The organism is Halorubrum rubrum, from assembly GCF_024494685.1.
In the GTDB taxonomy this organism is placed as follows: domain Archaea; phylum Halobacteriota; class Halobacteria; order Halobacteriales; family Haloferacaceae; genus Halorubrum; species Halorubrum rubrum.
This window is the reverse complement of sequence record NZ_JANHDM010000007.1, coordinates 1-23,695: the sequence shown is the minus strand read 5'-3', so window position 1 is coordinate 23,695 and position 23,695 is coordinate 1. Positions and strand designations below refer to the sequence as shown.

20 protein-coding genes and 4 pseudogenes are annotated in these 23,695 nt (G+C 65.1%); 12 read left to right on the top strand and 12 right to left on the bottom strand.

Going from position 1 to position 23,695, the window contains the following annotated elements:
• Positions 1 to 217 precede the first annotated feature (217 nt).
• Positions 218 to 1,655, top strand: a pseudogene (locus NO889_RS08885) (RtcB family protein).
• A 2-nt stretch (positions 1,656 to 1,657) separates the two neighbouring features.
• Here the strand turns inward: NO889_RS08885 and NO889_RS08880 are convergent.
• On the bottom strand, positions 1,658 to 2,077 hold the full coding sequence (locus tag NO889_RS08880; protein WP_256411904.1) for an archease: 420 nt from the start codon (positions 2,075 to 2,077) through the stop codon (positions 1,658 to 1,660).
• Between the two features lie 360 nt (positions 2,078 to 2,437).
• Here NO889_RS08880 and NO889_RS08875 point away from each other — a divergent pair, with 360 nt between their 5' ends.
• Positions 2,438 to 2,950 (top strand): TspO/MBR family protein, encoded by a 513-nt coding sequence (locus NO889_RS08875; RefSeq protein ID WP_256411903.1) that lies wholly within the window; start codon positions 2,438 to 2,440, stop codon positions 2,948 to 2,950.
• Between the two features lie 129 nt (positions 2,951 to 3,079).
• Here the strand turns inward: NO889_RS08875 and NO889_RS08870 are convergent, their stop codons facing one another.
• Both NO889_RS08870 and NO889_RS08865 read right to left on the bottom strand, forming a co-directional pair.
• Positions 3,080 to 5,260: a heavy metal translocating P-type ATPase gene (locus tag NO889_RS08870; protein ID WP_321169282.1), complete on the bottom strand. Its 2,181-nt coding sequence runs from the start codon at positions 5,258 to 5,260 to the stop codon at positions 3,080 to 3,082.
• Between the two features lie 108 nt (positions 5,261 to 5,368).
• Positions 5,369 to 5,497, bottom strand: a pseudogene (locus NO889_RS08865) (universal stress protein); the annotation flags it as partial.
• Between the two features lie 94 nt (positions 5,498 to 5,591).
• Between NO889_RS08865 and NO889_RS08860 the strand changes: the two are divergent.
• The 4 genes from NO889_RS08860 (at position 5,592) to NO889_RS08845 (ending at position 9,426) form a co-directional block, all read left to right on the top strand.
• Positions 5,592 to 6,488, top strand: a complete 897-nt coding sequence (locus NO889_RS08860) for a CPBP family intramembrane glutamic endopeptidase (RefSeq protein ID WP_256411900.1) — start codon at positions 5,592 to 5,594, stop codon at positions 6,486 to 6,488.
• Between the two features lie 150 nt (positions 6,489 to 6,638).
• Entirely contained in the window at positions 6,639 to 7,220 is a 582-nt protein-coding gene (locus tag NO889_RS08855) for a flavodoxin domain-containing protein (RefSeq protein ID WP_256411899.1), read from the top strand.
• Positions 7,221 to 7,709: 489 nt separating this feature from the next.
• Complete coding sequence (locus NO889_RS08850) at positions 7,710 to 8,540, top strand: hypothetical protein (RefSeq protein WP_256411898.1); 831 nt, start codon at positions 7,710 to 7,712, stop codon at positions 8,538 to 8,540.
• A gap of 73 nt (positions 8,541 to 8,613) precedes the next feature.
• Positions 8,614 to 9,426 (top strand): CPBP family intramembrane glutamic endopeptidase, encoded by an 813-nt coding sequence (locus NO889_RS08845; RefSeq protein ID WP_256411897.1) that lies wholly within the window; start codon positions 8,614 to 8,616, stop codon positions 9,424 to 9,426.
• 174 nt (positions 9,427 to 9,600) lie between these two features.
• On the opposite strand, the pseudogene NO889_RS08840 reads toward NO889_RS08845, so the two are convergent.
• From NO889_RS08840 to NO889_RS08830, 3 genes and pseudogenes are all read right to left on the bottom strand, one after another.
• Positions 9,601 to 9,808, bottom strand: a pseudogene (locus tag NO889_RS08840) (RNA-guided endonuclease TnpB family protein); the annotation flags it as partial.
• 16 nt (positions 9,809 to 9,824) lie between these two features.
• On the bottom strand, positions 9,825 to 10,313 hold the full coding sequence (locus NO889_RS08835; protein ID WP_256411896.1) for a hypothetical protein: 489 nt from the start codon (positions 10,311 to 10,313) through the stop codon (positions 9,825 to 9,827).
• Positions 10,314 to 10,338: 25 nt separating this feature from the next.
• Positions 10,339 to 11,652 carry an RNA-guided endonuclease InsQ/TnpB family protein gene (locus tag NO889_RS08830; RefSeq protein WP_256411895.1) on the bottom strand — a complete coding sequence of 438 codons (1,314 nt, stop codon included), beginning with the start codon at positions 11,650 to 11,652 and terminating at the stop codon, positions 10,339 to 10,341.
• A gap of 245 nt (positions 11,653 to 11,897) precedes the next feature.
• Between NO889_RS08830 and NO889_RS08825 the strand changes: the two genes are divergently transcribed.
• Positions 11,898 to 12,044, top strand: a complete 147-nt coding sequence (locus tag NO889_RS08825) for a DUF7550 family protein (protein ID WP_256411894.1) — start codon at positions 11,898 to 11,900, stop codon at positions 12,042 to 12,044.
• Positions 12,045 to 12,090: 46 nt separating this feature from the next.
• On the opposite strand, the gene NO889_RS08820 is transcribed toward NO889_RS08825, so the two are convergent.
• The 4 genes from NO889_RS08820 to NO889_RS08805 form a co-directional block, all read right to left on the bottom strand.
• Positions 12,091 to 13,281, bottom strand: a complete 1,191-nt coding sequence (locus NO889_RS08820) for an ABC transporter ATP-binding protein (protein WP_256411893.1) — start codon at positions 13,279 to 13,281, stop codon at positions 12,091 to 12,093.
• 116 nt (positions 13,282 to 13,397) lie between these two features.
• The gene (gene purL / locus NO889_RS08815) at positions 13,398 to 15,626 is read right to left on the bottom strand and encodes a phosphoribosylformylglycinamidine synthase subunit PurL (protein ID WP_256411892.1); all 2,229 of its coding nucleotides are present in this window, start codon (positions 15,624 to 15,626) and stop codon (positions 13,398 to 13,400) included.
• Between the two features lie 302 nt (positions 15,627 to 15,928).
• Entirely contained in the window at positions 15,929 to 16,771 is an 843-nt protein-coding gene (locus NO889_RS08810; RefSeq protein WP_256411891.1) for a beta-keto acid cleavage family enzyme, read from the bottom strand.
• Positions 16,768 to 17,007, bottom strand: coding sequence for a hypothetical protein (locus tag NO889_RS08805; RefSeq protein WP_256411890.1), 240 nt, complete (start codon positions 17,005 to 17,007; stop codon positions 16,768 to 16,770). The genes NO889_RS08810 and NO889_RS08805 overlap by 4 nt, the downstream gene beginning before the upstream one ends.
• A gap of 99 nt (positions 17,008 to 17,106) precedes the next feature.
• On the opposite strand from NO889_RS08805, the gene NO889_RS08800 reads away from it, so the two are divergent.
• The 3 genes from NO889_RS08800 (at position 17,107) to NO889_RS08790 (ending at position 18,741) form a co-directional block, all read left to right on the top strand.
• Positions 17,107 to 17,454 (top strand): hypothetical protein, encoded by a 348-nt coding sequence (locus NO889_RS08800; protein ID WP_256411889.1) that lies wholly within the window; start codon positions 17,107 to 17,109, stop codon positions 17,452 to 17,454.
• Positions 17,455 to 17,620: 166 nt separating this feature from the next.
• Positions 17,621 to 18,094, top strand: coding sequence for a TRAM domain-containing protein (locus NO889_RS08795; protein ID WP_256411888.1), 474 nt, complete (start codon positions 17,621 to 17,623; stop codon positions 18,092 to 18,094).
• 152 nt (positions 18,095 to 18,246) lie between these two features.
• Positions 18,247 to 18,741 (top strand): Tfx family DNA-binding protein, encoded by a 495-nt coding sequence (locus NO889_RS08790; protein WP_256411887.1) that lies wholly within the window; start codon positions 18,247 to 18,249, stop codon positions 18,739 to 18,741.
• Between the two features lie 39 nt (positions 18,742 to 18,780).
• On the opposite strand, the gene NO889_RS08785 is transcribed toward NO889_RS08790, so the two are convergent.
• Positions 18,781 to 19,806, bottom strand: coding sequence for a succinylglutamate desuccinylase/aspartoacylase family protein (locus NO889_RS08785; protein WP_256411886.1), 1,026 nt, complete (start codon positions 19,804 to 19,806; stop codon positions 18,781 to 18,783).
• A 131-nt stretch (positions 19,807 to 19,937) separates the two neighbouring features.
• Here NO889_RS08785 and NO889_RS08780 point away from each other — a divergent pair, with 131 nt between their 5' ends.
• Positions 19,938 to 20,765: an MBL fold metallo-hydrolase gene (locus tag NO889_RS08780; RefSeq protein ID WP_256411885.1), complete on the top strand. Its 828-nt coding sequence runs from the start codon at positions 19,938 to 19,940 to the stop codon at positions 20,763 to 20,765.
• A gap of 36 nt (positions 20,766 to 20,801) precedes the next feature.
• Here NO889_RS08780 and NO889_RS08775 read toward each other — a convergent pair whose 3' ends face one another.
• Positions 20,802 to 23,312, bottom strand: a complete 2,511-nt coding sequence (locus NO889_RS08775; RefSeq protein ID WP_256411884.1) for a DEAD/DEAH box helicase — start codon at positions 23,310 to 23,312, stop codon at positions 20,802 to 20,804.
• Between the two features lie 251 nt (positions 23,313 to 23,563).
• On the opposite strand from NO889_RS08775, the pseudogene NO889_RS08770 reads away from it, so the two are divergent.
• Positions 23,564 to 23,695, top strand: a pseudogene (locus NO889_RS08770) (IS6 family transposase); the annotation flags it as partial.

Genomic DNA, 23,695 nt, shown 5'->3' with positions numbered 1-23,695 from the left:
GAGAAGTCGAATTCTACCGGAGGCTACTGGGCGGGAACGATGGTTTTTGCGGGTGTTGGTAACATATAACAAGTTACGAGTTGAAGAGCCCATACCCGCACTCGGTCAGCGCCGGGTGATGACGGCCTGACAGCCGAGTTCAAACGAAGCCACCCGCCGACAAATACGTCGTCGAGACGGGCTCCAGAGCCGTGAGAACGTGAATCCGAACACGCCCATGACACAACAGATCCAGCTTTCACAAGTGGCAGAGAACATCTACGAAATCCCACGAGCCGACGAGATGTACGTTCCAGTCCGCGTCTATGGCTCGGAAGCACTTATCGAGGAAATGCGAACGGAAGGTGACCTCACACTCACCCAGGGTCGGAACGTGGCGACGCTCCCAGGGATCCAGAAATTTGCGATCGTCCTCCCTGATGGCCACCAGGGATACGGGTTTCCGATCGGAGGCGTGGCGGCCGTGGACACGGAAACGGGGGTGATCAGCCCGGGGGGCATCGGGTTTCGACATCAACTGTGGCGTCCGTCTTCTGCGAACGCCACTGAAATACGACGACGTGCGGGGGCATGAGGAAGAGCTCGTCGAACACCCCTACCGGACGATTCCCTGCGGACTCGGAAAGGGCGGATACCTCGATACCGATATGGACGACCTTAGGGGGATTCTTGCGGGCGGGATGGAGTGGATGCTCGAACAGGGCCATGCGACCGAGGCAGACATCGACCATTGTGAGGAGAACGGGCGGTTGGCAGGCGACCCTGAGAGCGTTCCTGCCGAGGCACTGAGCCGGGGACAGAACCAAGTCGGGTCGCTCGGATCAGGCAACCACTTCCTCGAGGTTCAGCGGGTCGCGGAAGTTTACGATGAGGGAACTGCAGCAGCGTTCGGACTCGAACGAGACGGTGTCGTCGTGATGATCCATTCGGGCTCTCGGGGGCTCGGACATCAGACGTGTACCGAGTTCGTCCGTCGGTTCGAGCGGGCCTTCCCCGAAATCGCGGATTCGTTGTCGGACAAACAGCTCATCTACGCGCCGCTCGGCGAACAAGTCGCTGCGAACTACAAGCGTGCGATGCACGCAGCAGCGAATTTCGCTTGGGCGAACCGGCAGGCGATGACACAGGCCGTCCGTGAGGTGTTCGAAGCCATCTTCGGTGAAACCGATATAGAACTGATTTACGACGTGTGTCATAACATCGCCAAAGAGGAACGACACCGGGTCAATAGTCACGAGCAGACCGTCCTAGTTCATCGAAAAGGTGCGACACGGGCGTTTCCAGCCGGACGTCCTGAAATTCCCGAGGCATACCGAGCGGTCGGCCAACCCGTGTTCATCCCAGGAAGCATGGGAACGTCATCGTATATCCTGTGTGGTGGCGAGAAGTCCCTCGACCGGACGTTCGGCTCAACGGCACACGGTGCTGGTCGAGTCATGTCCAGAACCCAAGCCAAGAAGGAGTACACCGCCAACAAACTCCAGCAAACGCTTCGTGGCCAGGGTATCTACGTTCGAGCGCGATCGGGCGGGACGCTCACCGAAGAGGCCCCCGGTGCGTACAAGGACATCGACGAGGTGATTCGAGTGAGTGACGCTCTCGATATCGGCACCAAAGTTGCTCGAACCCGACCGATAGCAAACATCAAAGGGTGAGATCAAACGTCTATCACGGCCTCGATCGTCCATTCTCCGTTTCCGATAACCATCATTTGGCTGTAGGTGGGTGCTTTGAGATCGAGCAGGGCCTGATCCGGGGGGATCCGACTCGCTTGGAGTACCGCCGAGAGCCGATATCCGGTGTCGGTTTCTTCGATATCGAGATTCGAAGCTCGTGTTACCACGGCGTCTTCAAGGTCCTGAAACAGAATTATCTGGTTCAGGAAATCAAAGAGCAGTGCCTCGAGGTTCCGGGCCTCCAGATCGGTCTCACGCGTAGTTGTTTGGTGATGGGAGTCAGTCACACCTCCGACCAGATCGGATACGGCGGTGACTACCTCGCTGAACGCTTCTTCAAGCGTCGCTCCATACGTCCGGAACTTGACGTCTGCGGGGTGGTCAAGGATCTCGTAGGTCATTGATTGATCGGGGGTGAGTTTAGCTATTTGTGATTTGTTCACACTCCTCATTAATCGTCGTTGCGATGGTTGTCCGGCGTGGACCGATATGACGGGGGTCGCAACACCGCGTGCCGTCAGGAGCCATGAGCCGACTGTCTCCGAAAGCAGCCTGCCTATTACGCCTGTGTATAGTCGCATCAGAGTTGCTCGCTATCTCCTGAAAATGGGTGACCGACTGATGCCGGCGAAACGGTCGTTCGAACTCTTCGATGAGCTTTTGAGTCCGGGATTACTCTTTGTAAACGAAACTCCACCAGTCATCAGAAACACGGTGCCGATGAGGGTAATCGCGTTGACGCCGCGACCTGAGTCATACATATGCCATCATACGGAGCTAAGGCCAGCCAGCTCGCTCGGACTCGCCCGCTTCTCGCGCTTGCGCTTGCTATTCTAACTGTCGAGATTATCGGCGCTTCGGGGGCGATATTCACCGTCCAGGGACTCAGCGAGTGGTATGGAACACTACAGCGTCCCGCACTTGCGCCACCGAACTGGGTGTTCGGCCCCGTCTGGACGTTTCTGTTCGCCCTGATCGGGGTCGCCCTGTGGCTGGTCTGGCGACAGGCCAATTCGGCACCTACTGCGGTTCGTCTCGCATTCAGCGTCTTTGCTCTCCATTTTGTGTTTAATCTAGGCTGGTCGGCGGTCTTTTTTGGAATGCAAGAGATCGGCCTCGGCCTTGCGGTCATTCTCGTTCTCTGGGCGCTCATCGTGGCAACGATGTGGGTCTTCAATCGAGTTGATCGACGTGCGGCCCTGCTACTTGTTCCATACCTCCTGTGGGTCTCCTTTGCCGCGTATCTCAACTACCAGTTTTGGGTGTTGAATTAGATTGCCGGAATGGACGTGTTGGTGAAGAAATCGCCCAAGAGCGGACGGGAGGGCGTGTGCGTGGACTCCCGACGACACCAGCTGTTGCTGATCGGTGTCATCGGTCTATTCGAAGCTGTTAGCGATCGGTTATTCGTGGAACGCGAGTAACCGAAGGCCGTTCAGGGAAACGAGGACCGTCGAACCCTCGTGGCCGACCACGGCAAGCGGCAAGGGAATGCCTCGCAACAGAATCGTGCCGACCATCAGCGCGATCGCACCGAAGGCGATCGCGAGGTTGACTGTCAGCGTCCGGCGCGTCCGGCGACCGAGTCCGAACACGTAAGGGATCTTCCCGATGTCGTCGCCCATCAACACGACGTCCGCCGTCTCGAGGGCAACGTCGGTCCCGGCGCCACCCATGGCGATGCCGAGCGTCGCCGTCGCCAGCGCCGGTGCGTCGTTCACCCCGTCACCCACCATCGCCACGTTCTCGTATCGCTCAACCAGGTCTTCGATAGTTGCCACCTTCTCTTCCGGCAGCAGCTCCGCCTGTACCTCGTCGATCCCGACTTCATCGGCGATCTGCTGGGCGACCCGTTCGTTGTCGCCGGTCAGCATGACGATGTGCTCCACGCCGAGCGACCGGAGATTCTCGATCATCTCTACAGCCCTCGGCCGGACCGTGTCGGTGAACGCAAGCCATCCCAGGACCGTAACGTCGCCGCCGTGCTCGCGGGCGACGAGGACGCTGGTCTTCCCCTCCGCCTCCAGGGACTGGAGCCGATCGAGACCAGGTTCGAGCCCCTCGATCGCAGCGTCTTCGAGAACCGTCTTGATATAACTCCGATTTCCGATGTGGATGGTTCCGTCGGCGACGTCGGCGCGCACTCCTTTCCCGGCCTCCGACTGAAACCGACGTGCGTCGGGGACGTCGAGGGCGCGGTCTTCGGCTTCCGAGACGGTCGCACGAGCGAGGTGGTGCTCCGAGCGGGCCTGGACGGAGGCCGCGAGCGAGAGCAGGTCGTCGGCAGTCAGCGACTCGTCCGCGAGGCCGTCCCGGACGAACACGTCCGTCAGCTGTGTCTCGCCCCGCGTGAGTGTGCCCGTCTTGTCGAACGCGACCGCGTCGATGTTCGCCGCCGTCTCGACGTGTTCGCCGCCCTTGAACAGGACGCCCTGCCTCCCACCGGAGGCGATCGCCGACAGCACCGCCGCAGGCGTGGAGATGATGACCGCACACGGCGAGGCGGCGACCATCAGGGTCATCGCGCGGTAGAACGTGCTAGTGAACTCGCTTCCGAGCGCGAGCGGGATGGCGATCGCTGCGATCGTCAGCCCGAACACGCCGAGGACGTACGGCTGTTCGAGGCGGTCGATGAGCCGCTGTGTCGGCGCCTTCTCGCTCTGGGCACGCTCGACCATGTGGATGAGCCGGCTGATCGCCGACTCGTGAGCCTGCCGTGTGACCTCGATCTCCAGGCTGCCACTCCCGTTGATCGTCCCGCCGAACACTTCGTCGCCGGATTCTTTCGGCACGGGCACTGACTCGCCGGTGAGCGACGCCTGATCGACCGTCCCCTCGCCAGACGCGACGACGCCGTCGAGCGGAATCCTGTCGCCGGGCCGGACGACGAACACGTCGCCCACGGCGACCTCGTCGATGGCCACAGTGACCTCCTCACCGTCGCGGAGGACCTGCGCTTCGTCCGGTCGCATTTCGACGAGTGACTTGATCGCTCGGCGTGAGCGGCCGATGGCGTAGTGTTGGAGCGTATTCGATAACGAAAACAGGAACAGCAGCATCGCGCCCTCGAACGGGGCGCCAATCGAGAGGGCACCGAGGGCAGCGACGATCATCAACAGGTCGATGTCGACCGCACGGTGGCGGAGCGTCTCGACCGCGCCTTTGAGCCCGTACCAGCCACCGAAGACGTATGCGACGCCGTACCCGGCCCACATGAGAAGCTGTGGTCCTTCGAGCCATCCCGTCACTAGGCCGATCGCCATCCCGAGAAGGGTCAAGCCGACGAACACGACCTCCTGCCTGAGTTCCGAGCGGGTACTCGCGTCATCCGTTGCTGTCTCAGATTCGTCCCGAATCGACACCTGGCGGTCGCGGACAGCGTCTCGAATCGTTTCTTCTGAGATGACGCTCCCGTCGTAGGTGATCCGGGCGTCCCCTGTTCGAAACGAGACGTCAACAGCGTGGACGCCGGAGAGACGCCTGAGATGTCGTTCAAGTGCCCGTGCTCCCGCGTCGCCACGACCGCCCCGTCGTTCAATGTGGATCGTACACGTCGAGAGAGGAGGTGATTCAGTAACAGGCACGTTCTCGACACCTATGATTTGGTTTGATTTCACGTTTGAGGTGGGCCCACGAGCATTCATCCGATCCGACTCTCGGCACACGAGTCGAGGATTTCATCCGATGATGGTTACCGAGTCGATCGGGTTGATGACGTAAATTGTGGTGATCGTGGCGTTCGGAAAGGTCACGAGTGCGTACATGAATACACGCTCGGCAAGCGGGGAGCCGTCCAAGGCGACGAGAACGTTGTCAGGCATACGATAGAGTTCGAGGGGGGTTGAGAAGAGCGGAGTGACGAAAACTCGGCACCTGGGAGTACCGTTAATTACGATGTGTGCCCCAACCGGAGGTATGGCCAGTATCCGCTCGTGGGTCAACCAACATCGCCTCCTAAGCTTCGTTGTAATCGCCTATGCGTTCACCTGGACGATTCAGGCGGCGCTCGCGTATTCGGGTATGGAAGCCTCCTGGACGCACTCGATCCTGATCGGGTTCGGCGGATTCGGTCCGCCGATCGGTGCGGCGGTGGTCATCTGGGCTTCCGGTGGAAGCCTCGGTAAGTGGGTCGGCCAGATGTTCACGTGGCGAATCGGTGCGAAATGGTGGGCGATCGCGTTCGGGCTCCCGTTGATTATTCTCTCACTGGGCGTCTTGCTGTTCGTCTTAGCTGGCGGTCCAATCGACCTCACCGAATTCGAATCGCCCTTCGTCTACCTGTTCGCGATGGTGTGGGGAACCGTGTGGGGTGGCGGCCAGGAAGATCTCGGCTGGCGTGGCTTCATGCTCCCTATCCTACAGGACACCTACAGCGCGCTGACCTCGAGTGTTATCGTGGGCGTCACGTGGGCTGCTTGGCATCTCCCGTTGTTCCTGAACGCGACGACCACCCACGGCGGCTGGCCGCTCTCCCAGCAACTCCTCTGGATAGTCTCCATCCTTGCTGGTTCCATCCTCTGGACGTGGATGTACAACAGCACCGGCGGCAGCGTACTCGCCGTCGCGGTGTTCCATGCTGGCGTCAATGCGATGGGAATCTTCCATCCCGCCGATCCGGCGGCGCTCATCCCGAATGGTGTCCCTGACCCGTGGCTGAACCTGCTCGCCGAAGTTACCGGGGCAGTTCCACTCGTACTCATTGCGATCCTTCTGATCATCGTCTACGGCAGGGACCGCCTCGCGAATCGCGATCCGCCAACGCCCCAAGATGCCGGCCTCCCCCCGAAAACAGAGTCCGACCCTGTCGGGTGAACACCCACCAACATTGGACGCTTATTGAGAATTCTGAACTGCCCCGGTACGTACTAACACACCCGCCACACCGTGACTTGGACGGCAGCGCAAGTTCGACCAGAATTTATGTACGGGTCCGACGAACACCGTCTTGAGGTGTGAGAACACGTGAGTTCCTTTCTGATACTCTACGGGACGGAAGAAGGTCAAACAGCCAAAGTTGCAGAGCGAGTTGCGGCGAAACTCAGTGGGCGCGGTCACGAGGCGAGCGCGCTCGACGTGCGCGATCGACCGGACTCGTTCACCGTGGACATGTACGACGCCGTCATCGTGGGCGCGTCGATCCACGTCGGCAAACATCAGGAGGCGATTCGGGATTTCGTCTCCGAAAATCGAGACGCTCTGGCGGAGATGCCGACCGCCTTCTTCCAGGTCTCGTTGTCCTCAGCAAGCGAGGAGAAGCGGGATGAAGCTGCCGGATACGTCGAGTCATTCATCACCGAAACCGGGTGGCATCCGGATCGAATCGGTCAGTTCGGCGGCGCGCTTCGGTTCTCAGAGTATGGATTCCTCAAGCGTCTCATGATGAAACAGATCGCAAAGGATCTGCTCGACGAAGAGCGGCGGTCACACGGTGATGTTGAATTCACCGACTGGAACGCAGTCGATGCGTTTACATCGGATGTCGCGGCGTTCGTCGAAGGACGTCTTGGCGTCACTCCGGACAGCTCAGAGGGCTCGGCGACATGACCGCCACGCCAACCCCACAACAACTCTCTCGTCTGTATGGGGTGTCGTCGATACGCATCATCGTGCTGTCGGTTGTAGCGACCGGTGTTGGGCTGTTTGTCCCGGAATTCTATGATTGTATTCATGCTCCAGAACGGCCAATCCGTCCCGCTTCCACAGGTCGTGCTGTTCGCTCTCCTGAGTCTCACTGGCCTCACCCTTGTAGCCCGGTTCATCCGAGCCATCCCCTCTAGTGCCTCTATGATCTACCCACCCGCTGGAGGTAGAACGCGACCAGATTGACTGTAAATACTACAACTCCCACGACGGTCGAGGTGCGAGTGATGACCGTGTGTGACAAACCCGGATGACGATGGTTAATCCTGCCTCGCCACAACAAGACAATCGTCAGAGATAAAGATTCTATCGTGCCAGAACGACCAATCAGATGCTGCCGAGTGCTATCCAGACCCACAATAGTATTATATTTGATATGAATGTACTCTTTGTATGGTTTCCTCAAAGCAACTTCTCGTTATCGGAGTCGCTCTCCTCGTCGTTCTCGTGCCGGTCGCAGCCGTCGGCTTTCTCTTCTTCCCGCCGGATTTCGCCTACTCCCACACGTCGACGTACTCCTACACGACCTCCATCAGCACGAATACGACGATCGAGAACGCCACGTTCCGTCTCCCGTTTCCCGCTGGTGCGGACGTAGACGCTGACGCCGCATCGCAACTTTGGATCTACGACGACAACGGCACGGAGCTTTCCGACTGGGAGACGACCCTAGTACAGACCGCCCACGGCCCGATGCTCCGGCTCCACGTCGATCGCCTCGTCGGCGACGACCGCTACATCCTCTGGACGTACGCGCCAAACGGCTCGGTGATCGACCGGGAACAGATCGACCCCGAGGAGATTCCCGCGAACATGACCAACAAAGAGCTCTCCCCCGACCCGACTCGGTACTCGATCGCGTGGCAACAGTCCGTTGACCACGACATCGAAACGCAGTATCCGATCGGAAACGCGTCGTTCCTCGCACCGCTTGGAAACGTCTCTTCAACCGATTGTGAGTATGTGCGGGACGACTCGGACGCGTGCTGGGAGTTCACGACCGTCGCCGCAGTCACGTACGACACGCCAACCGAAGCGATCGTCACCATCGACGAGATCCGATTCGAAGCGTGGAACGAGTGGGGATTCTGGCTCTCGAACAGCTTCAACACGTTCGAAGCGGGCACTACCCCTGTAATATACGTGGACGACCGTCAGGGATGGACGCAGCTCGACGGCCACCTCCACGCCGGGATGGGGCGATACGACGGTCCGTCTCGGTGAGAACCCACAATACTGGCGACGGGAACGAAGACAGTGACACCACTTTTATCGTCGTCCTGAGATTTGGCATCGTATGTCTCTAACCGAGCATACCTCCTCCTCTTTCACGAAGCGGTTCGGAGTGATGCTGCTAGCCGGTATGCCTGGAATACTCGCCCTCAGCGGGTACATCTATCTCACGACGCCGTCGACAGCCGTCCCGGCCGGGCTGTCGCTTCCACTCTTCGCTGTGTCTGCCGGAGTCAACTCGCTCCTCTTCCTCACCGTCGCCTGTCTGGTCGGGGCGTATACCGCTCCGCAAGTGGATCTGTCATCGTACCTCGTGGACTGGGTGGGAACAGGCGACGACATCGGGCGACGTCTCCGGCCCGAGGTTCGATTCGCTGTCAGTCTCGGCGTCATCGGCGGCCTACTGATCCTGCTTCTCGATGTCGTACTGGCGCCGTTCGTCACGCGGGACTTGCCCCAGTCCGCAATCGGAGCGACCGACGCGACAATAGCGTCCGTCCTCGTCTACGCGCCCGTCCGCTTCCTCTACGGTGGGATCACGGAAGAGCTGCTGCTTCGATACGGACTCATGTCGACGCTCGCATTCGTCGGCTGGGTCCTCACCGGCCGTCGGTCGGACGGTCCGGGATCAGGAGTCATGTGGGTCGCGATCGTGGTCTCGGCAGTACTGTTCGGGATCGGCCATCTCCCGGCGCTCGCGCAGTCCGTTGATTTAACCCCGGCACTCGTCGCCCGGACGGTTCTCTTGAATGCGATCGCAGGCGTTCTCTTCGGGTGGCTGTACTGGCAGCGGAGCCTCGAAGCGGCGATGGTGGCCCACGCCGCGTTTCACGTCCCGTTGGTAGTGCTTTCGCTCATACAGGTCGCGTTACTCTGACAGCCCCTACGCCCTATGACTCCGTGGCGAGCATTCGCTGGTACACTACCCCCTCGGCGTCCCGTGCCTCGGTCCTGGAGGGTAGGACTTTGACGTGGACTCCCGGCAATCAGTCGCCGGCAATAGGCTGGTGACTCTCGCCGTTCAAGGTCCCGCCATGTGAGCAGCGTTGAGACGCGTGATTTCGTGAACAAGGTTCGCGGTGAGACCGGTTCCCTCACGGAGGTCGTCGTAGAGCGCGTCGCGTGGGGTCGTGTTAGCCGTGACGCACTCGGTGTAGGAGTCGTCGGACCAACAGAACTCAAGCGGCACGATCGGCACAGTGAAGCGGCTGCCGGGCGGATTCGTGGAGGTCGTCGCGGCTCTCATCAGAGACAACGAGTGTGAACTACCCCACCCTACTCGCTCACTCCGTTTGCTCCTTGAAGCCGGAGGTACCACCTCGACAGCACCGAAGCTCCAACGGCCAGATCGGGATCGTTTCGTCGCCGACGTGTACGTCGATCGCGCTCTCCAGGGAGGCACGATCGAACTCGTCGCCGGGGAATCACTTCCAGATGGGGGGTCGTCTCTCCGTCCGGTGCGACCCAGACGCTCGTTCCGCTCGCGAGGGTTCCGTACGTCTCCGAGAGCGGCATGGCCGGCCCCCGGTATCCGTCGCGTTCGAGTTCGGTAACGAGGTCGTCGATCCGCCCCGACGACCAGCGCTCGATGAACACGTCCACGTCCTCGGTGGACCGTGATCGTCCGGCGAGGATGGCCACGTAGCCCGCCACGAAGACGTGGTCGCTCTCGAGCCGTGAGAGGAGCCGAGAGAATCCGATCGCGAGCTCGTCGAGACGAGTGCCGTTGACATCCTCCTCCGCCTTCAGGCGGAGGAATCCCACGGCACCGCGCCGCTGGATTGGGATATTAGGGTTTGCAGTCTACCACTTGATCCTGCGGTTGGAATCCGCTGGACAAGTCATGAAGGTAGACTTCTGGCTGTGCCAGCCAGCCGGTACTCCTATCCCCGTCCAAACTGGCCGAAGACTCGGAGTTACTTTGGTTCATGTCGAGACGGATGTTCTCCGCCCCATTCACGTCCGCGTTAAACGCAGCGTCGCACCTATCACACACATACAAACCGCGGTGGACGCGCTGACTCTCGTCTTTCCTCCCGCACGTACAACACGTTTTACTCGTGTTGCGCTCTGACACTTCTACGACGTCGATACCCTCGACTTTCGCCTTGTATTCGAGGATGTTCGAGAACCTATCGAACGCCCACCCGTGCAGGTCAAGGTTGCCGTGCTTTCCCCAGTTCTTCGAGTTGCCGGGTTCGTCCTCGCGGACGCCTTCTAAGTCCCCGACGTTGATGCGACCAACATCTTTCTCAACACACCGCTGGACGATGTGCTTGGCGAGACCGTGGAAGAAGTGCGTGCGACGTTCTGACCACTTGTGATACAGTCGAGTGGCCCGATCGCCGCCCGAGTCGTCGCACTTTGCGATCTCTTTCGGGAAGTAGTAGCCGTCCTGTTTCAGGCGGTTACCGGGGTACAACTCTGCTTCTTCCGTGCTGTACGCGACCGCGGCAACGTTACAGATCCCGAGATCGACGCCAGCTGTTTTCTCGCCGGGCGCGTCGGGTGTTTCCACCGCTTCGGTACAGACGAGATGGAGTTCCCACCGGTCCTTCTGTCGGTCGTAGACGGCACGAACCTGTTGCAGATTCTCGACGGTGACGCCGGGTCGGGGTTCGTACTCAACAAGGATATACTCCCATGCTTTGGGGTGTTCCTTGTGGTTGGCACCTTTTGAAAGGCGAACACGGTTGTGTTCGGTGTCGTGTTTGATGCCGTTTTGTTTCCACGTGACCGTACTGCGCGGGTGTTCTTCGTGGACGCGGCGGCCCTGCGAGTCGTAGTAGTTTTGCTTGCGGTAGCCGGGCGGGTTGTCCCGATCGTCATCAGACTCATACCACGAGGTGAAGGCTTCAGCGAGTTCCTCCAGAACGCGCTGACTGGACTGTGAGTGGAGTCCCTTGTAGTTGGTGTGTGTCTTCAATTCGTCTTTGAGTCTGCCGTGGTCGGGGATCTCTCCCGTTTCGTCCCACACGCTGCAGGCGTAGTAGTTCGCGACGTTCCAGAGTTTGCTGGCCGACCACCCATGCCGGTCGAGTGACTCCGCCACCTGTGAGTGGTTGCGGATTGTCGCCCGGTGGGTTCTGTGGACTTCCAACATCTGAAACGCCTCTATAATATCTTATATTTATATCTATTGTAAAAGTACGGGTATAGACGGGGAGAGAATACCCGGCTTAGCGATAGACGGTGGACTGCGAAGTGTGTTGTCGGATTCATCCTGCGCCTAAAGGCGCAGGTATTCTCCTTGTATCTGTATAAACCTCCGTGACGCCCCAGACTGCCGACGATCCCAACTCGCTCCGTTCAGATGCGTTTTTGTATCCGGCGACCACACGCCCGAACATGGACGACCACTCTCACGAACCCGACCCGGAGAAGCGCGTGACCGCCCCGATGCAGGAGTTCGGGGGCCGCGAGGTCGGCATCGGCGCGGCCGTCACCCTGATCGGTCTGCTTCTCGCGTACGTGCTGCCGGCGTTGGTTATCTAGACGCCGCGCGGCGGACCCGGTCGAGAAACGCTACTTCTCGGAACGTCTACCGCGGATACCACGCCAGCGGGTGGTCGGCGATGAGGTCGATGCTGACCGGCTGGTCCAGTTCGAACTCCTCGACGTGGTTGTGCAGGCAGTGGACCGCCTCGCCGGAGTCGAGCTCGACCCGGTAGATGAACGAGGGGCCGACGTACTGTCTGGAGACGACGACGCCGTCGGCGACGTCCTCGTCGGCGGGCGTCGCCCGCAGGTCGTCGGGGCGGACGAGCACGTCGACGGGCGCGCCGTCGTAGGTCGTGTCGTACCCCTCCAGCGTGACCGCGTTGAACCGGCCGACGCCCGTCTCGACCTGTCCCTCCCGGAGGCTCCCCTCGAGGAAGGAGGCCCGTCCGAGGAAGGAGGCGACGAACTTCGACTCGGGCCGTTCGAAGACGGTCTCGGGCCGTCCCACCTGCTCGATGGAGCCGTCGTTCATCACGGCGACGCGGTCGGAGATGGAGAGCGCCTCCTCCTGGTCGTGCGTGACGGAGACGGCGGTGACGCCCGCGGCCTTCAGAATGCGGCGGACCTCCTCGCGCATCTCGACGCGCAGGCGCACGTCGAGGTTCGAGAACGGCTCGTCCAGGAGCAGGACGTCCGGTTCGGGCGCGAGCGACCGGGCCAGCGCGACGCGCTGTTTCTGCCCGCCGGAGAGCTGGTCGGGCGTCTTCTTTCCGTGGTCGCTCATTTCGACGAGCTCGAGCAGCTCGTCGACGCGGGCGTCGGCGTCCGTCCCGTCGGCTTCCAGCCCGAACGCGATGTTCTCGCGGACGGTGAGGTGCGGGAAGAGCGCGAAGTTCTGGAAGACGATCCCCACGTCGCGGCGCTCGGGCGCGACGAAGGCGTTCCCCGCGTCCGCGTCCGCGACCGTCTCGCCGGCGAGCGCGATCGACCCCGTCGTCGGCTCCTCGAGTCCGGCGATCATCCGAAGGGTGGTGGTCTTGCCGCAGCCCGAAGGGCCGAGGAAGGTGAGCAGTTCGCCCGAGCGGACCTCGAGGGAGACCTCGTCGACCGCGCGCTCGGGCCCGAACTCCTTCGAGACGTCCGAGAGCGTCAATACGGGGTCGGCCCCGTCGTCGGCGTCCGACCTCTCCGAGGCGTCCGCGACGGACCGGTCCGTGCCCGCCGAGGCGGTCGGCGCGCCGCCCGCGCGATCCGTCGACTGTCGTGAGTCCGTCCCTTGTGAGTGAGCCATGTGCGTTCGGACGCCGGCAGAAGCGGCGCCCGGTGGTCGGGGTCATATATTTTAGGAGAACCTAAAAGCGTGTCGTTCGCGGCGGCTCTCGGAGGGGGACGGCCTCGGGGTGAGCGTCAGGCCAGTTCGCGCTCGATCACGCCGCGCAGTTCCCGGACCGCGTCGGAATCGACCGCGATCGACTCCTCGCCGACCGACAGCGACAGCGTCCCGTCGGTCGTCACCTCCCCCAGCCGGAAGACGGGGAGGTCGCCGGTCAGGTCGGCGACCGCGTCGGGGTCGGTCGTCTGGACGACGACCCGGCCCGGCGTCTCCTCGAAGGCCGCCGCGTGGTCGGGCAGCGACACGTCCGCGCCGGCGTCGTCGTCGACGAGTTCGGCGAGCGCGACCGCGAGCCCGCCGTCGCTTACGTCGTGGCTCGCGAGGGTGGCCTCGTGGCGCGCGACCGCCGCGAGCGACGAGACGACCGCGGCCGGGTCCTCGGGCAGCGCCGGGAACCGGTCCGACCCGCCAGTCGCCGCGAGGTACGCCGAGCCGCCGAGCCCGTCGCCCGCGTGACCGACGAGGAGGAGCTCGGACCCGTCGGCGGCGTCGCCGTCCAGGCGGGCGGGCGGCGCGTCGTAGCCCGCGCGCGTGCCGAGCACCGCGAGCGTCGGCGTCGGCGGGATCGGCCCCTCGACGCTGTCGTTGTACAGCGAGACGTTGCCGCCGACGACGGGCGCGTCGAGCGCGGCACACGCGTCCGCGAGCCCGTCGACGATCGCCTCGAACCCGCCGTACACGTCCGGCTTCTCCGGGTTGCCGCCGTTGAGACAGTCGACGGCGGCGAGCGGGACCGCACCCTTCGCCGCGAGGTTCGTCGCGTTCTCGATCGCCACCGCGCGCGCCCCGTCGTAGGGCGCGACGCTCGTCCAGCGGGGGTTCGCGCCCGAGGAGAGCGCGAGCCCGACGCCGATCGAGCCCGTGGCGTCGTCCGCGACGGGTTCCGGGTCGTCCGGGCTCGCGTCCGGGGCCGCCTCGCGCATGGCGACGACCGCCGCGTCGTCGCCGGGCTTCATCGCGGTCCGCGTCCCCACCTCGTGGTCGTACTGCCGGTACACCCAGCGCTTGCTGGCGGCGTTGGGGTCGGAGACGACCGCCTCGAACGCCTCCTCGAGTTCGGGCTCCGGTAGGTCGCGCTCGGGCTCGGCCGGCTCCGTCGACGGGAGGTCGTTCATCGGCGCGCCGTCCGCGAGGAACTCGGCGTCGACGTCGACGACGGTCTCGCCGTCGAACGTACAGACGTAGTTGCCCGCCGTCACCTCGCCGATGACCGAACAGCCGAGATCGAACCGCTCGGCGAGGTCGCGAACGCGGTCGACGTCGTCGGGGTCGACCTCGTAACACATCCGCTCCTGGCTCTCGGCGAGCAGGATCTCGAGGGCGTTCATGTTCGGCTCGCGCTGGTGGACCGCCTCGAGGTCGATCGTCGCCCCGAGCCCGCCCTTCGCGACGAGTTCGGAGGAGGCCCCGCCGAGTCCGGCCGCGCCGAGGTCGCGCGCGGCGACGACGAGGTCCTCGTCGATCAGCGCCTCGTTACACTCGATCAGCCGCTTTTCCGCGTAGGGGTCGCCGACCTGGACCGCGGGCCGGTCCTCGGTCTCGGCGTCCTCGGCGAGGTCCTCGCTGGCGAAGGAGGCACCCCCGAGCCCGTCGCGACCGGTGGCGTTGCCGACGAGCACTACGGCGTTGCCCGGTTCCTCGGCGGTCGCCGTGACGAGGCGGTCCTCGTTCGTGACCCCGACGCAGGCGACGTTGACGAGCGGGTTCCCCTCGTAGCCGTCGTGGAAGGCGACGCTGCCGCCGACCGTGGGGACGCCGATACAGTTGCCGTAGTGGGAGATCCCCTCGACGACGCCCTCGAAGAGGTACCGCGACTCCTCGCTCCCGAAGTCGCCGAAGTACAGCGAGTCGAGCAGGGCGATCGGGTACGCGCCCATGCTCATCGTGTCGCGCACGATGCCGCCGACGCCGGTGGCCGCGCCGTCGAACGGGTCGACGTAGGAGGGGTGGTTGTGGCTCTCGATGCCGAACGTGACGTAGGTGTCGCCGTAGTCGTCGGCGTCGCGCTCGCCCGTCGGCGCGTCGGCCGCTTCGGGGGTCGGTAGCGCGAGCACGGCGGCGTCGTCGCCGGGACCGACGACGACCTGGTCGCCCTCGCTGTCGAACGCCGACAGCAGGGGCCGCGAGGAGCGGTACGCGCAGTGCTCGCTCCAGAGGTTCTCGAACAGCGCAGCCTCGGCCGCCGTCGGCTCCCGGCCGAGCTCCGCGGCGACGAGCTCGTGGTCCGGCTCGGACAGACTCATTCACTTACGTGGTTATCGAGCCCGTTCTAATGCTTTTCTATGCGCACGTTCGTGGGTATTACCTCGGGATCTCCGCGAATGACTCCTCCGAAGTCCCAGCCGCTCGGCTGTACGACGTGGGACGGACGACTGCGGTGAGCACCGCCGAAGCCCCAGCCGCGAGGGCTCCCTGCGGTCGCCCTCGCTCGACTCGCGGCTACCCCGTTGGGTCCCATCCGACCGCGGCCATCCCGTACCTCACGCCTCCCCAGCCTCGTCGGTCGCCGGCGACGCCACCGCCAGGACTGATCCCGACGGGACCGTCAGCGGCCCCGCAACCCCAGCAGCTCCCGCGTCTCCGCGGGGGACGCCACCGGCCGACTCAGCTCCTCCGCGATCCGGGCCGCCCGCGCGACCAGCGCCTCGTTCGTCGCGAGCTCGCCCCGCTCGTAGTAGCGGTTGTCCTCCAGCCCGACCCGGACGTGTCCGCCGAGGAGCACCGACTGCGTCGTCATCGGCAGCTGGTGGCGACCGAGACCGATCACGTTGAACTCGACGCGTCCTGGCAATCCCTCCACGCGGTTGAGGAGGTTCCGCGGGTGCGGCGGCGACGTGGTGCCGCCGCCGAACAGGAAGTTGAGGTACGGCGGCTCCTCGAACTCCTCGAGGATCGCGAGCGACTCGTTGAGGTGGCCGTCGTTGAACACCTCGAGTTCGGGTTTGATGCCCCGATCGCGCATCTCCGCGTGGAGCGACGCGACGAGTTCGCGGGTGTTCTCGGAAGTGAGCCGGTCGTAGCGGTTGAGCGGCCCCATGTCGAGCGACGCCATCTCCGGGGCGGGGTCGGTCCGGAGCGGCTCGTGGCGGAGGTCGTTCGATGCGGCGGTGCCGCCCGTCGAGTGCTGGATCACGACGTCGTCGGTCGCCTCGCGGACCGCGTCGGTCACCGTCTGGAACCGCTCGGTCGAGAACGCGCGCTCGCCATTCGCGCGGCGCGCGTGGAGGTGGAGGATGCTCGCGCCCGCCGCCTCGCAGGCCGTCGCGGCCTCGGCGATCTCGGCCGGCGTCTCCGGGAGGTCCGGGTGCGCCTCCTTCCCGTGGACGCCCCCGGTGAGTGCCGCGGTGATCACGACCGGCTTCCCGTCGAGGTACTCGTCGTAGGTCATCGGTTTCCGCCCTCGCCTTCGTCGGCGTTCCCGTCCGATCCGTCGCCCGTCTCCCCGTCGGGCTCGACGTAGAACTCGCAGTCCGTCGTCGGGTCGAGCCCGTGTCGGGCGTTACAGACGTCAGCGCGCATCGGCTGGACGAACGACCCCGTGGCGGTACAGAACGCGCGGGCGACCTCGAAGGACCGGCCGTCGCCCTCCTCGCGGTACTCCAGGTGCGGACACGTCTCGCTCATGCCCCGTCATCGGGGACGAGCGGCTTGAAACCACCTCCGGAGAGGCCGTTCCGCCGCCCCACCGACGGGATTTAACCGGCCGCCCGAAAAGGACGGGACATGGAGCCGGTCGACGACTGGCGGACGGCGATCGAGACGGCCGGCGAACTCACCGGCCCGATCGCCGCCGCGATCGTCGAGGAACACGGCGACCGCGGGAAACGCGCGATCGAGGCGGTCGCGGAGGGGCGGGTGAAGCGCTACCGCGATTTCACGGTCGTCGTCGGCCACGAGGACGAGTACGTCGTCGAGGACGGCGGCTGCGACTGCGCGGACGCGACGTACAACCTCGACCCCGAGGACCCCGCGGAGCGCTGCTGGCACGCCATCGCCGTCGACGTCGCGGACGCGGTCGGCGCGGTCGACCACCACGACATGTGGTACTCCGAGGTCCGCGAGTTCCTCTGAAGGAGGCCGGGGACGGAGATCCGTCGGACACGGTCGCGGTCCGGTGACGCAGAGGACCTCGAGAACTCGAATCTCCGGATTTTCACCCGAGCGAGCCGGCCGTTCTCGGCGTTTCACACCCGCAGAGTCGAAAACGTTTACAACCGCCGCCGGTCTGACCTACTGTATGGCGGACTGTCCACTCGCCGACGACTGCCCCAGTTTCGACGAACGGATCCAGGGCATGGGGTGTCAACACTACGGCAACAAGGGGGGTGCCGAGTGGTGCAACCACTACGACATGCCGATCTACGAGCTCAAACGGCAGCCGGTCCAGCCCGGCGAGGAGGTCGTCGTCGAGGTCGACGACATCCACGAGAGCGGGGCCGGGGTCGGCCGCACCGACGACGGCTTCATCGTGCTCGTCGACGGGCTGCTGCCGCCCGCCCGCGCCGTGGTGTCGATCCACCGGGTGAAATCCAGCCACGCGACCGCCCAGGAGATAGTCGAGCGGCTCCCCGACGACCCCGACGAGGACGGCGAGGAGGGGGACGACGCCGACCGCGACGGAGCGGGCGACGAGGACGACGAGGAACGGGACCGTCCGAGCCGCACCGAGCGCGAGCGGCTCGGCAGCCGCGAGAACTTCTGGGGCAAGTGAGGCGGGCCGGGGTCGGCCCACCCCACGGACAGTCCACACGCCGCCGGTTCGACCGAATTCCGGCCCGCTCCCGCCGATCGCCGTCGTTCCCTCCGTCGTCGCGTTCCCGCCGAAACCGCCGTTTTTTCACCGCCCGTCCCGTCGGTCGAGCCATGGTCGCAGAGGACGCCTCGTCCGCGGACGCCACGAACGACGCGGACGACGTCGACGCCGCGGAACTGTTAGCGCGCGCCGGCTTCGACGCCGACGCGAGCGTGCTCACCGAGCGGCAGGCCGAGGTCCTCGCGCTCCGCGAGCGGGGACTCCGGCAGTCGGACATCGCCGACCGGTTCGGGACCTCGCGCGCGAACGTCTCCAGCGTCGAGGCGAGCGCGCGAGACAACGTCGAGCGCGCGAAGGAGACGGTCGCGTTCGCCGAGGCGCTCTGCGCGCCCGTCCGCGTCGAGATCCCCGCGGGAACCGACCTCTACGACGCGCCACAGCGCGTGTACGACGCCTGCGACGAGGCGGGCGTGAAGGTGAGCCAGACCGCGCCGGACCTGATGAAGACGATCGGCGAGCGCGCCGGCGACGCGGTGTACGGCCGGGAGGTCCGCGAGCGCCTGCTCGTCACGGTCGACGCGGACGGTCGGATCCGGGTGCGGTGACCGCGTGACGCCGGGTCACGGGGGCGGACCTCCGCCCCGTCACTCCTCGATCCGCTCGGCGACGCCCACCAGCGTCGCGCCCGCGGTGACGGTCGACTCGCGGGCGACCGAGTAGACGATCCCGTCGCGGTCCGCCTCGGCGACCTGGAGCGTCTCGAAGGTCGCCGGGTCGTACACCTCGCCGAGCCGCTCCCCGTCCGCCACCTCGTCGCCGATCGCGAGGTCGGGTTTCGCCCGGAACAGTCCGGAGTCGGCCGCGGTCACCCGCCCGAGGTGGTTGCGCGCGACCGTCCCCTCCCACGGGTCGGGGTCGCCGGCGAGCACGCCCTCGTGCCGCAGAACGCCCACCATCCCGTCGACGCCGGTCTCGACCGCCTCCTCGACGATCTCGCGGCTGTGGGCGAGCTCGGGCGTGATCGTCGGGATCCCCTCGCGGGTCGCGGCGACGCGGAACTTCCCGCCGAAGTTCCGCTCTGCCCACTCCGTGTCGGCGTCGTCACCGGCGGCCTCCGCCAGCAGGAGGTCCGTGCCGAACGCCTCCGCGAGCCCGCGACACGCCTCGTCGCCGCGCATGTATACCGTGTGGGTGAGCATGGTCGGCGAGCCGGTGTGGAGGTCGACGACCGCGTCGGCCGCGCTCGCGAACGGCCAGAGTCGCGCGGCCATCCGCTCGTGGAGCGTCCCGTCGGCGTCGCCGGGCCAACAGCGGTTCATGTTGGCGTTGATCGAGTCGAGCGACTCCGGCGTCGTGTACGAGACGTGATCGAACGTGAGCGGGTCCGCCACCGGGACGCTCACGAACGTCCCGCGGAACCCCGTTCTGTCCCCCGCCGCGTCCGCACCCGTCAACCGTTCGTGGAGCCGCCGGAGGACGGCCGCGCCGTTCACTTCCCTCCCGTGTTGGGCCGCCTGCGCGTAGACGACGGGGCCGCCGTCGTCGGGGACGTCGAGTTCGGGGCCCTCCTCGCCGTCGGCGAGGGTACCCTCGCCGTAGACGTGGACGGTCGTGCGGATCGGGACGCCTGACGGGAGCCGTGCGAGGACGAGTTCGCGGCTGTCGTACATACGTTAGCGTGATCCCGAACTCGCTTATAAATCAGGGTCGCGGTCGTCGGCGATCACGACTCGATCCGGGGGACGGAGCCGGTTGCCGGATCACGGACGCTAAGGCCGTGCGGCGAGGAGCACACCACGAGATGCGGGTCACCCTCCTCGGAACCGGCGACACGACGGGGACGCCCACCGTCGGCTGCGGCTGTGACACCTGTCGCGAGGCGCGCGAACGCGGCGTGTCGCGCTCGCGGTTCTCGGTCCACGTCGAGAACGAGCGGACCGGCGAGTCGCTTCTGGTCGATTTCAGCCCCGACTTCCGGAGCCAGTTCCTGGACAACGACGTGGGGCTGCCGGACGCCGGGATCGTGACGCACATCCACTTCGACCACCTCGACGGGCTCGGCAACGTCTATCGGCTCGTCGACGGGCTGCCGGTCCACGCGCCGAGCGGGACCGACCCGGCGACCGACGAGAGCGTCGCAGAGACGGTCCGCCGGAAGTACGACTACCTCGAGGACCGGATCGGCGTCCATTCGCGCGCCCCCTTCGAACCGTTCGAGACCTGCGGGTTCGAGGTCCGGTTCGTCCCCGTCGACCACCCGCCCCTCCTGTGTTTCGGCGTCGTCGTCGAGGACCCCGAGACGGGCGGGAAGCTCTCGCTGACCGGCGACACGAGCTACGACGTGCCCGAGCGGTCCCGCGAGGCGCTCGCCGACCCGGACCTCCTGCTCGCCGACGCCATCGTCCCCGCCTCGCTGTGTGAGCACCATCCGATCGGCGGGCGACACGAGGGACCCGACGGGGTCCCGCGCACGTTCGGCACGAAACACATGACCCGCGAGGGGGCGCTCGCGCTCGCCGGGGATCTGGACGCCGACCGAACGCGGCTCGTCCACGTCGCGCACTTCTATCCGCCGGAAGAGGCGTTCGCGGAGCCGCTCGCGGTCGACGGAGAGACATACGAGCTGTAGACGGGAGCGGTCGAGCCCGGCCGCAGTCGACCGCGCTCACTCGTACGCGCTCCCGACGACCTCGCGGATCCGCTCCGCGGTCACCGGGCCGACGCCGTCCACCTCGAGTAAGTCGTCCTCCGACGCGGTCATCACCGCCTCGACCGAGCCGAAGTGCTCGAGCAGCCCGCGGGCGGTGATCGGGCCGACGTCGGCGATGGAGGAGACGACGTACTCCTGTTGTTCCGCGCGGGTCTTCGTCGTCTTCTCGCCGTGGACGCTCACCTCCCGGTCGCGGGTCTCCTGTTCGCGCCGGGCGATCGTCGCGAGCAGCTCGGTCGTGTCCGTCTCGCCTTCGGTCCGAAGCACGCTGATCCCGAAATCGACCGCGAGCGACGCGAGCGCACCCCGGATCGCGTTGGGTTCGATGTCGCGCTGGCCGTAGAGGTTCGTTCCCTCGACGACCAACACGGGACGGGCGTACGCCCGCGAGAGCTCGCCGACCTGCTCGAACATCGACCGGTCGGAATCGAGCATGGAGTCGACGAAGTCCGCCGCCGACTTCCGCTCGACCGCGACTCGGTCGGAGAGCACGTAGTCGCCCACGGCGAGCGTCTCCAGCCGGGTGAGGAGCCCGTCGCGCGTCGAGAGGTCCTTCGCGATGGAGGAGTCGAGCTCCCGCTGGTCGATCACGACCTCCACTCCGTCGTCGACGCCCGCGGTCGCGACGACGGCGTCTCCGGCGTCCGCGACGTCGCCTTCACCGTCTCGACCGTCGTCTCGGCCGTCGTCGTCGCCGTCCTCGCGCGCCTCGGCGACGAAATCGGTCAGTCCGGGATCGTCTCCGCCGTCGTCCGCGTCGCCGGCGGCGGCCGCGCCGTCCGGATCGTCCGCGGCGGTTCCGATCGTCGCGTTGCCGGCGTCCCCGACGTCCCCCCCGTCCGCCGGGTTCCCGTCTCCGGCCGAATCGGTTCCGCAGCCGGCGAACGCGTCGAGCCCGGCCTGGCCGTCGTCACCGACGGCCCCCTCGATGTCGTCGGTGGCGGCCTTCAGGTCGGCGAGCTGGCTCGCCATCTCCTTCTCGCGCCGCCTGGAGATCCAGAAGAACGCCTCGTCGCGGGTGTCCTCGGCCATCAACACGACGACTTTCCCCTCCGCCTGTCGACCGGTCCGCCCCTTGCGCTGGATCGAGCGGATCGCGGTGGGGACCGGCTCGTAGAAACAGACGAGGTCGACCTCGGGCACGTCGAGGCCCTCCTCGGCGACGCTCGTCGAGACGAGCACCTCGAACTCGCCCGCTTTGAACTCCTCGAGCGTCTCCTGTTGTTGCTTCTGGCTCATCCCGTCCGACCCCTCCTTGTCACCCTGACCGACGAACTTGCGGACGTCGAAGCTCGCCTCGAGGAACTCGACGAGCGCCTCCGCGGTGTCGCGCGACTCGGTGAAGAGGATCGCGCGCTCGCCCTCGTTGATCCCGAGCGTCTCCGCGAGCAGGATCCGCGCCTGCGAGAACTTGGGGTGGAGCCCGTCGAACGACTCCGCCTTCCGCATCGCTTCCCTCACTTTGGGGTCCGCGACCATCCGCTGGCTCGCCTTCGACGCGCCCGACGAGCGGGCGGCCTCGCGCTGGCGATCGAAGTAGCGCCGGACCGACTCCACCGACTGGGTCTCGACCAGTTCGACGGCACGGCGGAGCTTCATCACCTCGGCGTGGGTGCTCATCCCCTTGTAGCCGTCCGACCGGTCGTTGTCCATCATCCGTTTGAGCTTCCCGCGCATCTCGTTGAGGTCGCGCTGGGAGAGGTCCGGGCTCGTCTTGTTCGTCACCCCGAGCGACTTCAGCTTCCCCAGGCGGTCCGTGATCACCTCGTTCAGCGCGTCGCGGATCTCGAGGACCTCCTCGGGGAGCGTGACCCGCTCCCAGCGCACGTCGGTGTCGTGGGTGTACTCGTCGACGTCGGCGTCATCCTCCGTCATCACCTCCACGTTCGTCAGCCCGAGGTTCTCACACACCGTCTCGATCTCCTCGACGTCGCCGCCGGGGGAGGCCGACATCCCCGTCACGAGCGGGTCGGCGGCGTCGGCGTGGTAGCGCTCGGCGATGTAGACGTACGCGTAGTCGCCGGTCGCGCGGTGACACTCGTCGAAGGTGAGGTGGGTCACGTCGCGTACGGAGATCCGGTTGCCGACGAGGTCGTTCTCGATCACCTGCGGCGTCGCGATCACGACGCGGGCGTCCGCGAACAGCGCCGCGCGGTCGTCGGGCTTCACGTCGCCGGTGAACACGACGATCTCGTCGTCCGGGATCGTGGTCGCCTCCCGGTAGAACTCCGCGTGCTGCTGGACCAGCGGCTTGGTGGGTGCCAGAAAGAGGGCGGTCCCGCCCGCCTCATGGAGCCGCCTCGCGGTGACGAGCAGGCTCACCGTGGTCTTGCCGAGGCCGGTGGGGAGACACACCAGGGTGTGGTCGTCGAGCGCGGCGTCCGCCAGCCGAAGCTGGTAGCGGCGGGACTGGAGGAAGTCGTCGACGAGCAACGGGTGGTCTATCCCGGCGGCCTCGGTCGCCATCGGCGACGCTTCGCCGCCCTCGGCCTAAAGGCTTCGCGAACCGGGGTGAAAGTTATCGGTCGCCGGGGTGGTCCTCCCTGACCTCCTCCGGCACGTCCTCGTCGACCAGCCTCGCCCACTCGACGAGCCGATCTCCAGACGGGGTTTGCGTGCTCATCGGCAGACGGATCTCCGTGATCCGTATTAACGCTTACCCCGATTCCAGCCGCGGTGTTAAGTTAAGAAAGAGGCGGTCGGTAGTTCGAATGTCCATGTCCGAATCCAACCGCCTCAGCGAGTCTACCGAGTGGATCGACTTGGAATTTGTGGAGCGAGAGCGGACACCCCGCGAGATCATTGAAAAGGGTATTCGCCACCATCTTGCCGGTCTATCACTTTCGAAT

Excerpts from the sequence above, each read along its gene's own strand:
- NO889_RS08880 (WP_256411904.1), bottom strand. The coding sequence starts at position 2,077 with ATGACCTACGAGATCCTTGACCACCCCGCAGACGTCAAGTTCCGGACG.
- NO889_RS08875 (WP_256411903.1), top strand. The coding sequence starts at position 2,438 with ATGCCATCATACGGAGCTAAGGCCAGCCAGCTCGCTCGGACTCGCCCG.
- NO889_RS08860 (WP_256411900.1), top strand. The coding sequence starts at position 5,592 with ATGGCCAGTATCCGCTCGTGGGTCAACCAACATCGCCTCCTAAGCTTC.
- NO889_RS08850 (WP_256411898.1), top strand. The coding sequence starts at position 7,710 with ATGGTTTCCTCAAAGCAACTTCTCGTTATCGGAGTCGCTCTCCTCGTC.
- NO889_RS08845 (WP_256411897.1), top strand. The coding sequence starts at position 8,614 with ATGTCTCTAACCGAGCATACCTCCTCCTCTTTCACGAAGCGGTTCGGA.
- NO889_RS08830 (WP_256411895.1), bottom strand. The coding sequence starts at position 11,652 with ATGTTGGAAGTCCACAGAACCCACCGGGCGACAATCCGCAACCACTCA.
- NO889_RS08825 (WP_256411894.1), top strand. The coding sequence starts at position 11,898 with ATGGACGACCACTCTCACGAACCCGACCCGGAGAAGCGCGTGACCGCC.
- NO889_RS08820 (WP_256411893.1), bottom strand. The coding sequence starts at position 13,281 with ATGGCTCACTCACAAGGGACGGACTCACGACAGTCGACGGATCGCGCG.
- purL (WP_256411892.1), bottom strand. The coding sequence starts at position 15,626 with ATGAGTCTGTCCGAGCCGGACCACGAGCTCGTCGCCGCGGAGCTCGGC.
- NO889_RS08810 (WP_256411891.1), bottom strand. The coding sequence starts at position 16,771 with ATGACCTACGACGAGTACCTCGACGGGAAGCCGGTCGTGATCACCGCG.
- NO889_RS08805 (WP_256411890.1), bottom strand. The coding sequence starts at position 17,007 with ATGAGCGAGACGTGTCCGCACCTGGAGTACCGCGAGGAGGGCGACGGC.
- NO889_RS08800 (WP_256411889.1), top strand. The coding sequence starts at position 17,107 with ATGGAGCCGGTCGACGACTGGCGGACGGCGATCGAGACGGCCGGCGAA.
- NO889_RS08795 (WP_256411888.1), top strand. The coding sequence starts at position 17,621 with ATGGCGGACTGTCCACTCGCCGACGACTGCCCCAGTTTCGACGAACGG.
- NO889_RS08790 (WP_256411887.1), top strand. The coding sequence starts at position 18,247 with ATGGTCGCAGAGGACGCCTCGTCCGCGGACGCCACGAACGACGCGGAC.
- NO889_RS08785 (WP_256411886.1), bottom strand. The coding sequence starts at position 19,806 with ATGTACGACAGCCGCGAACTCGTCCTCGCACGGCTCCCGTCAGGCGTC.
- NO889_RS08780 (WP_256411885.1), top strand. The coding sequence starts at position 19,938 with ATGCGGGTCACCCTCCTCGGAACCGGCGACACGACGGGGACGCCCACC.
- NO889_RS08775 (WP_256411884.1), bottom strand. The coding sequence starts at position 23,312 with ATGGCGACCGAGGCCGCCGGGATAGACCACCCGTTGCTCGTCGACGAC.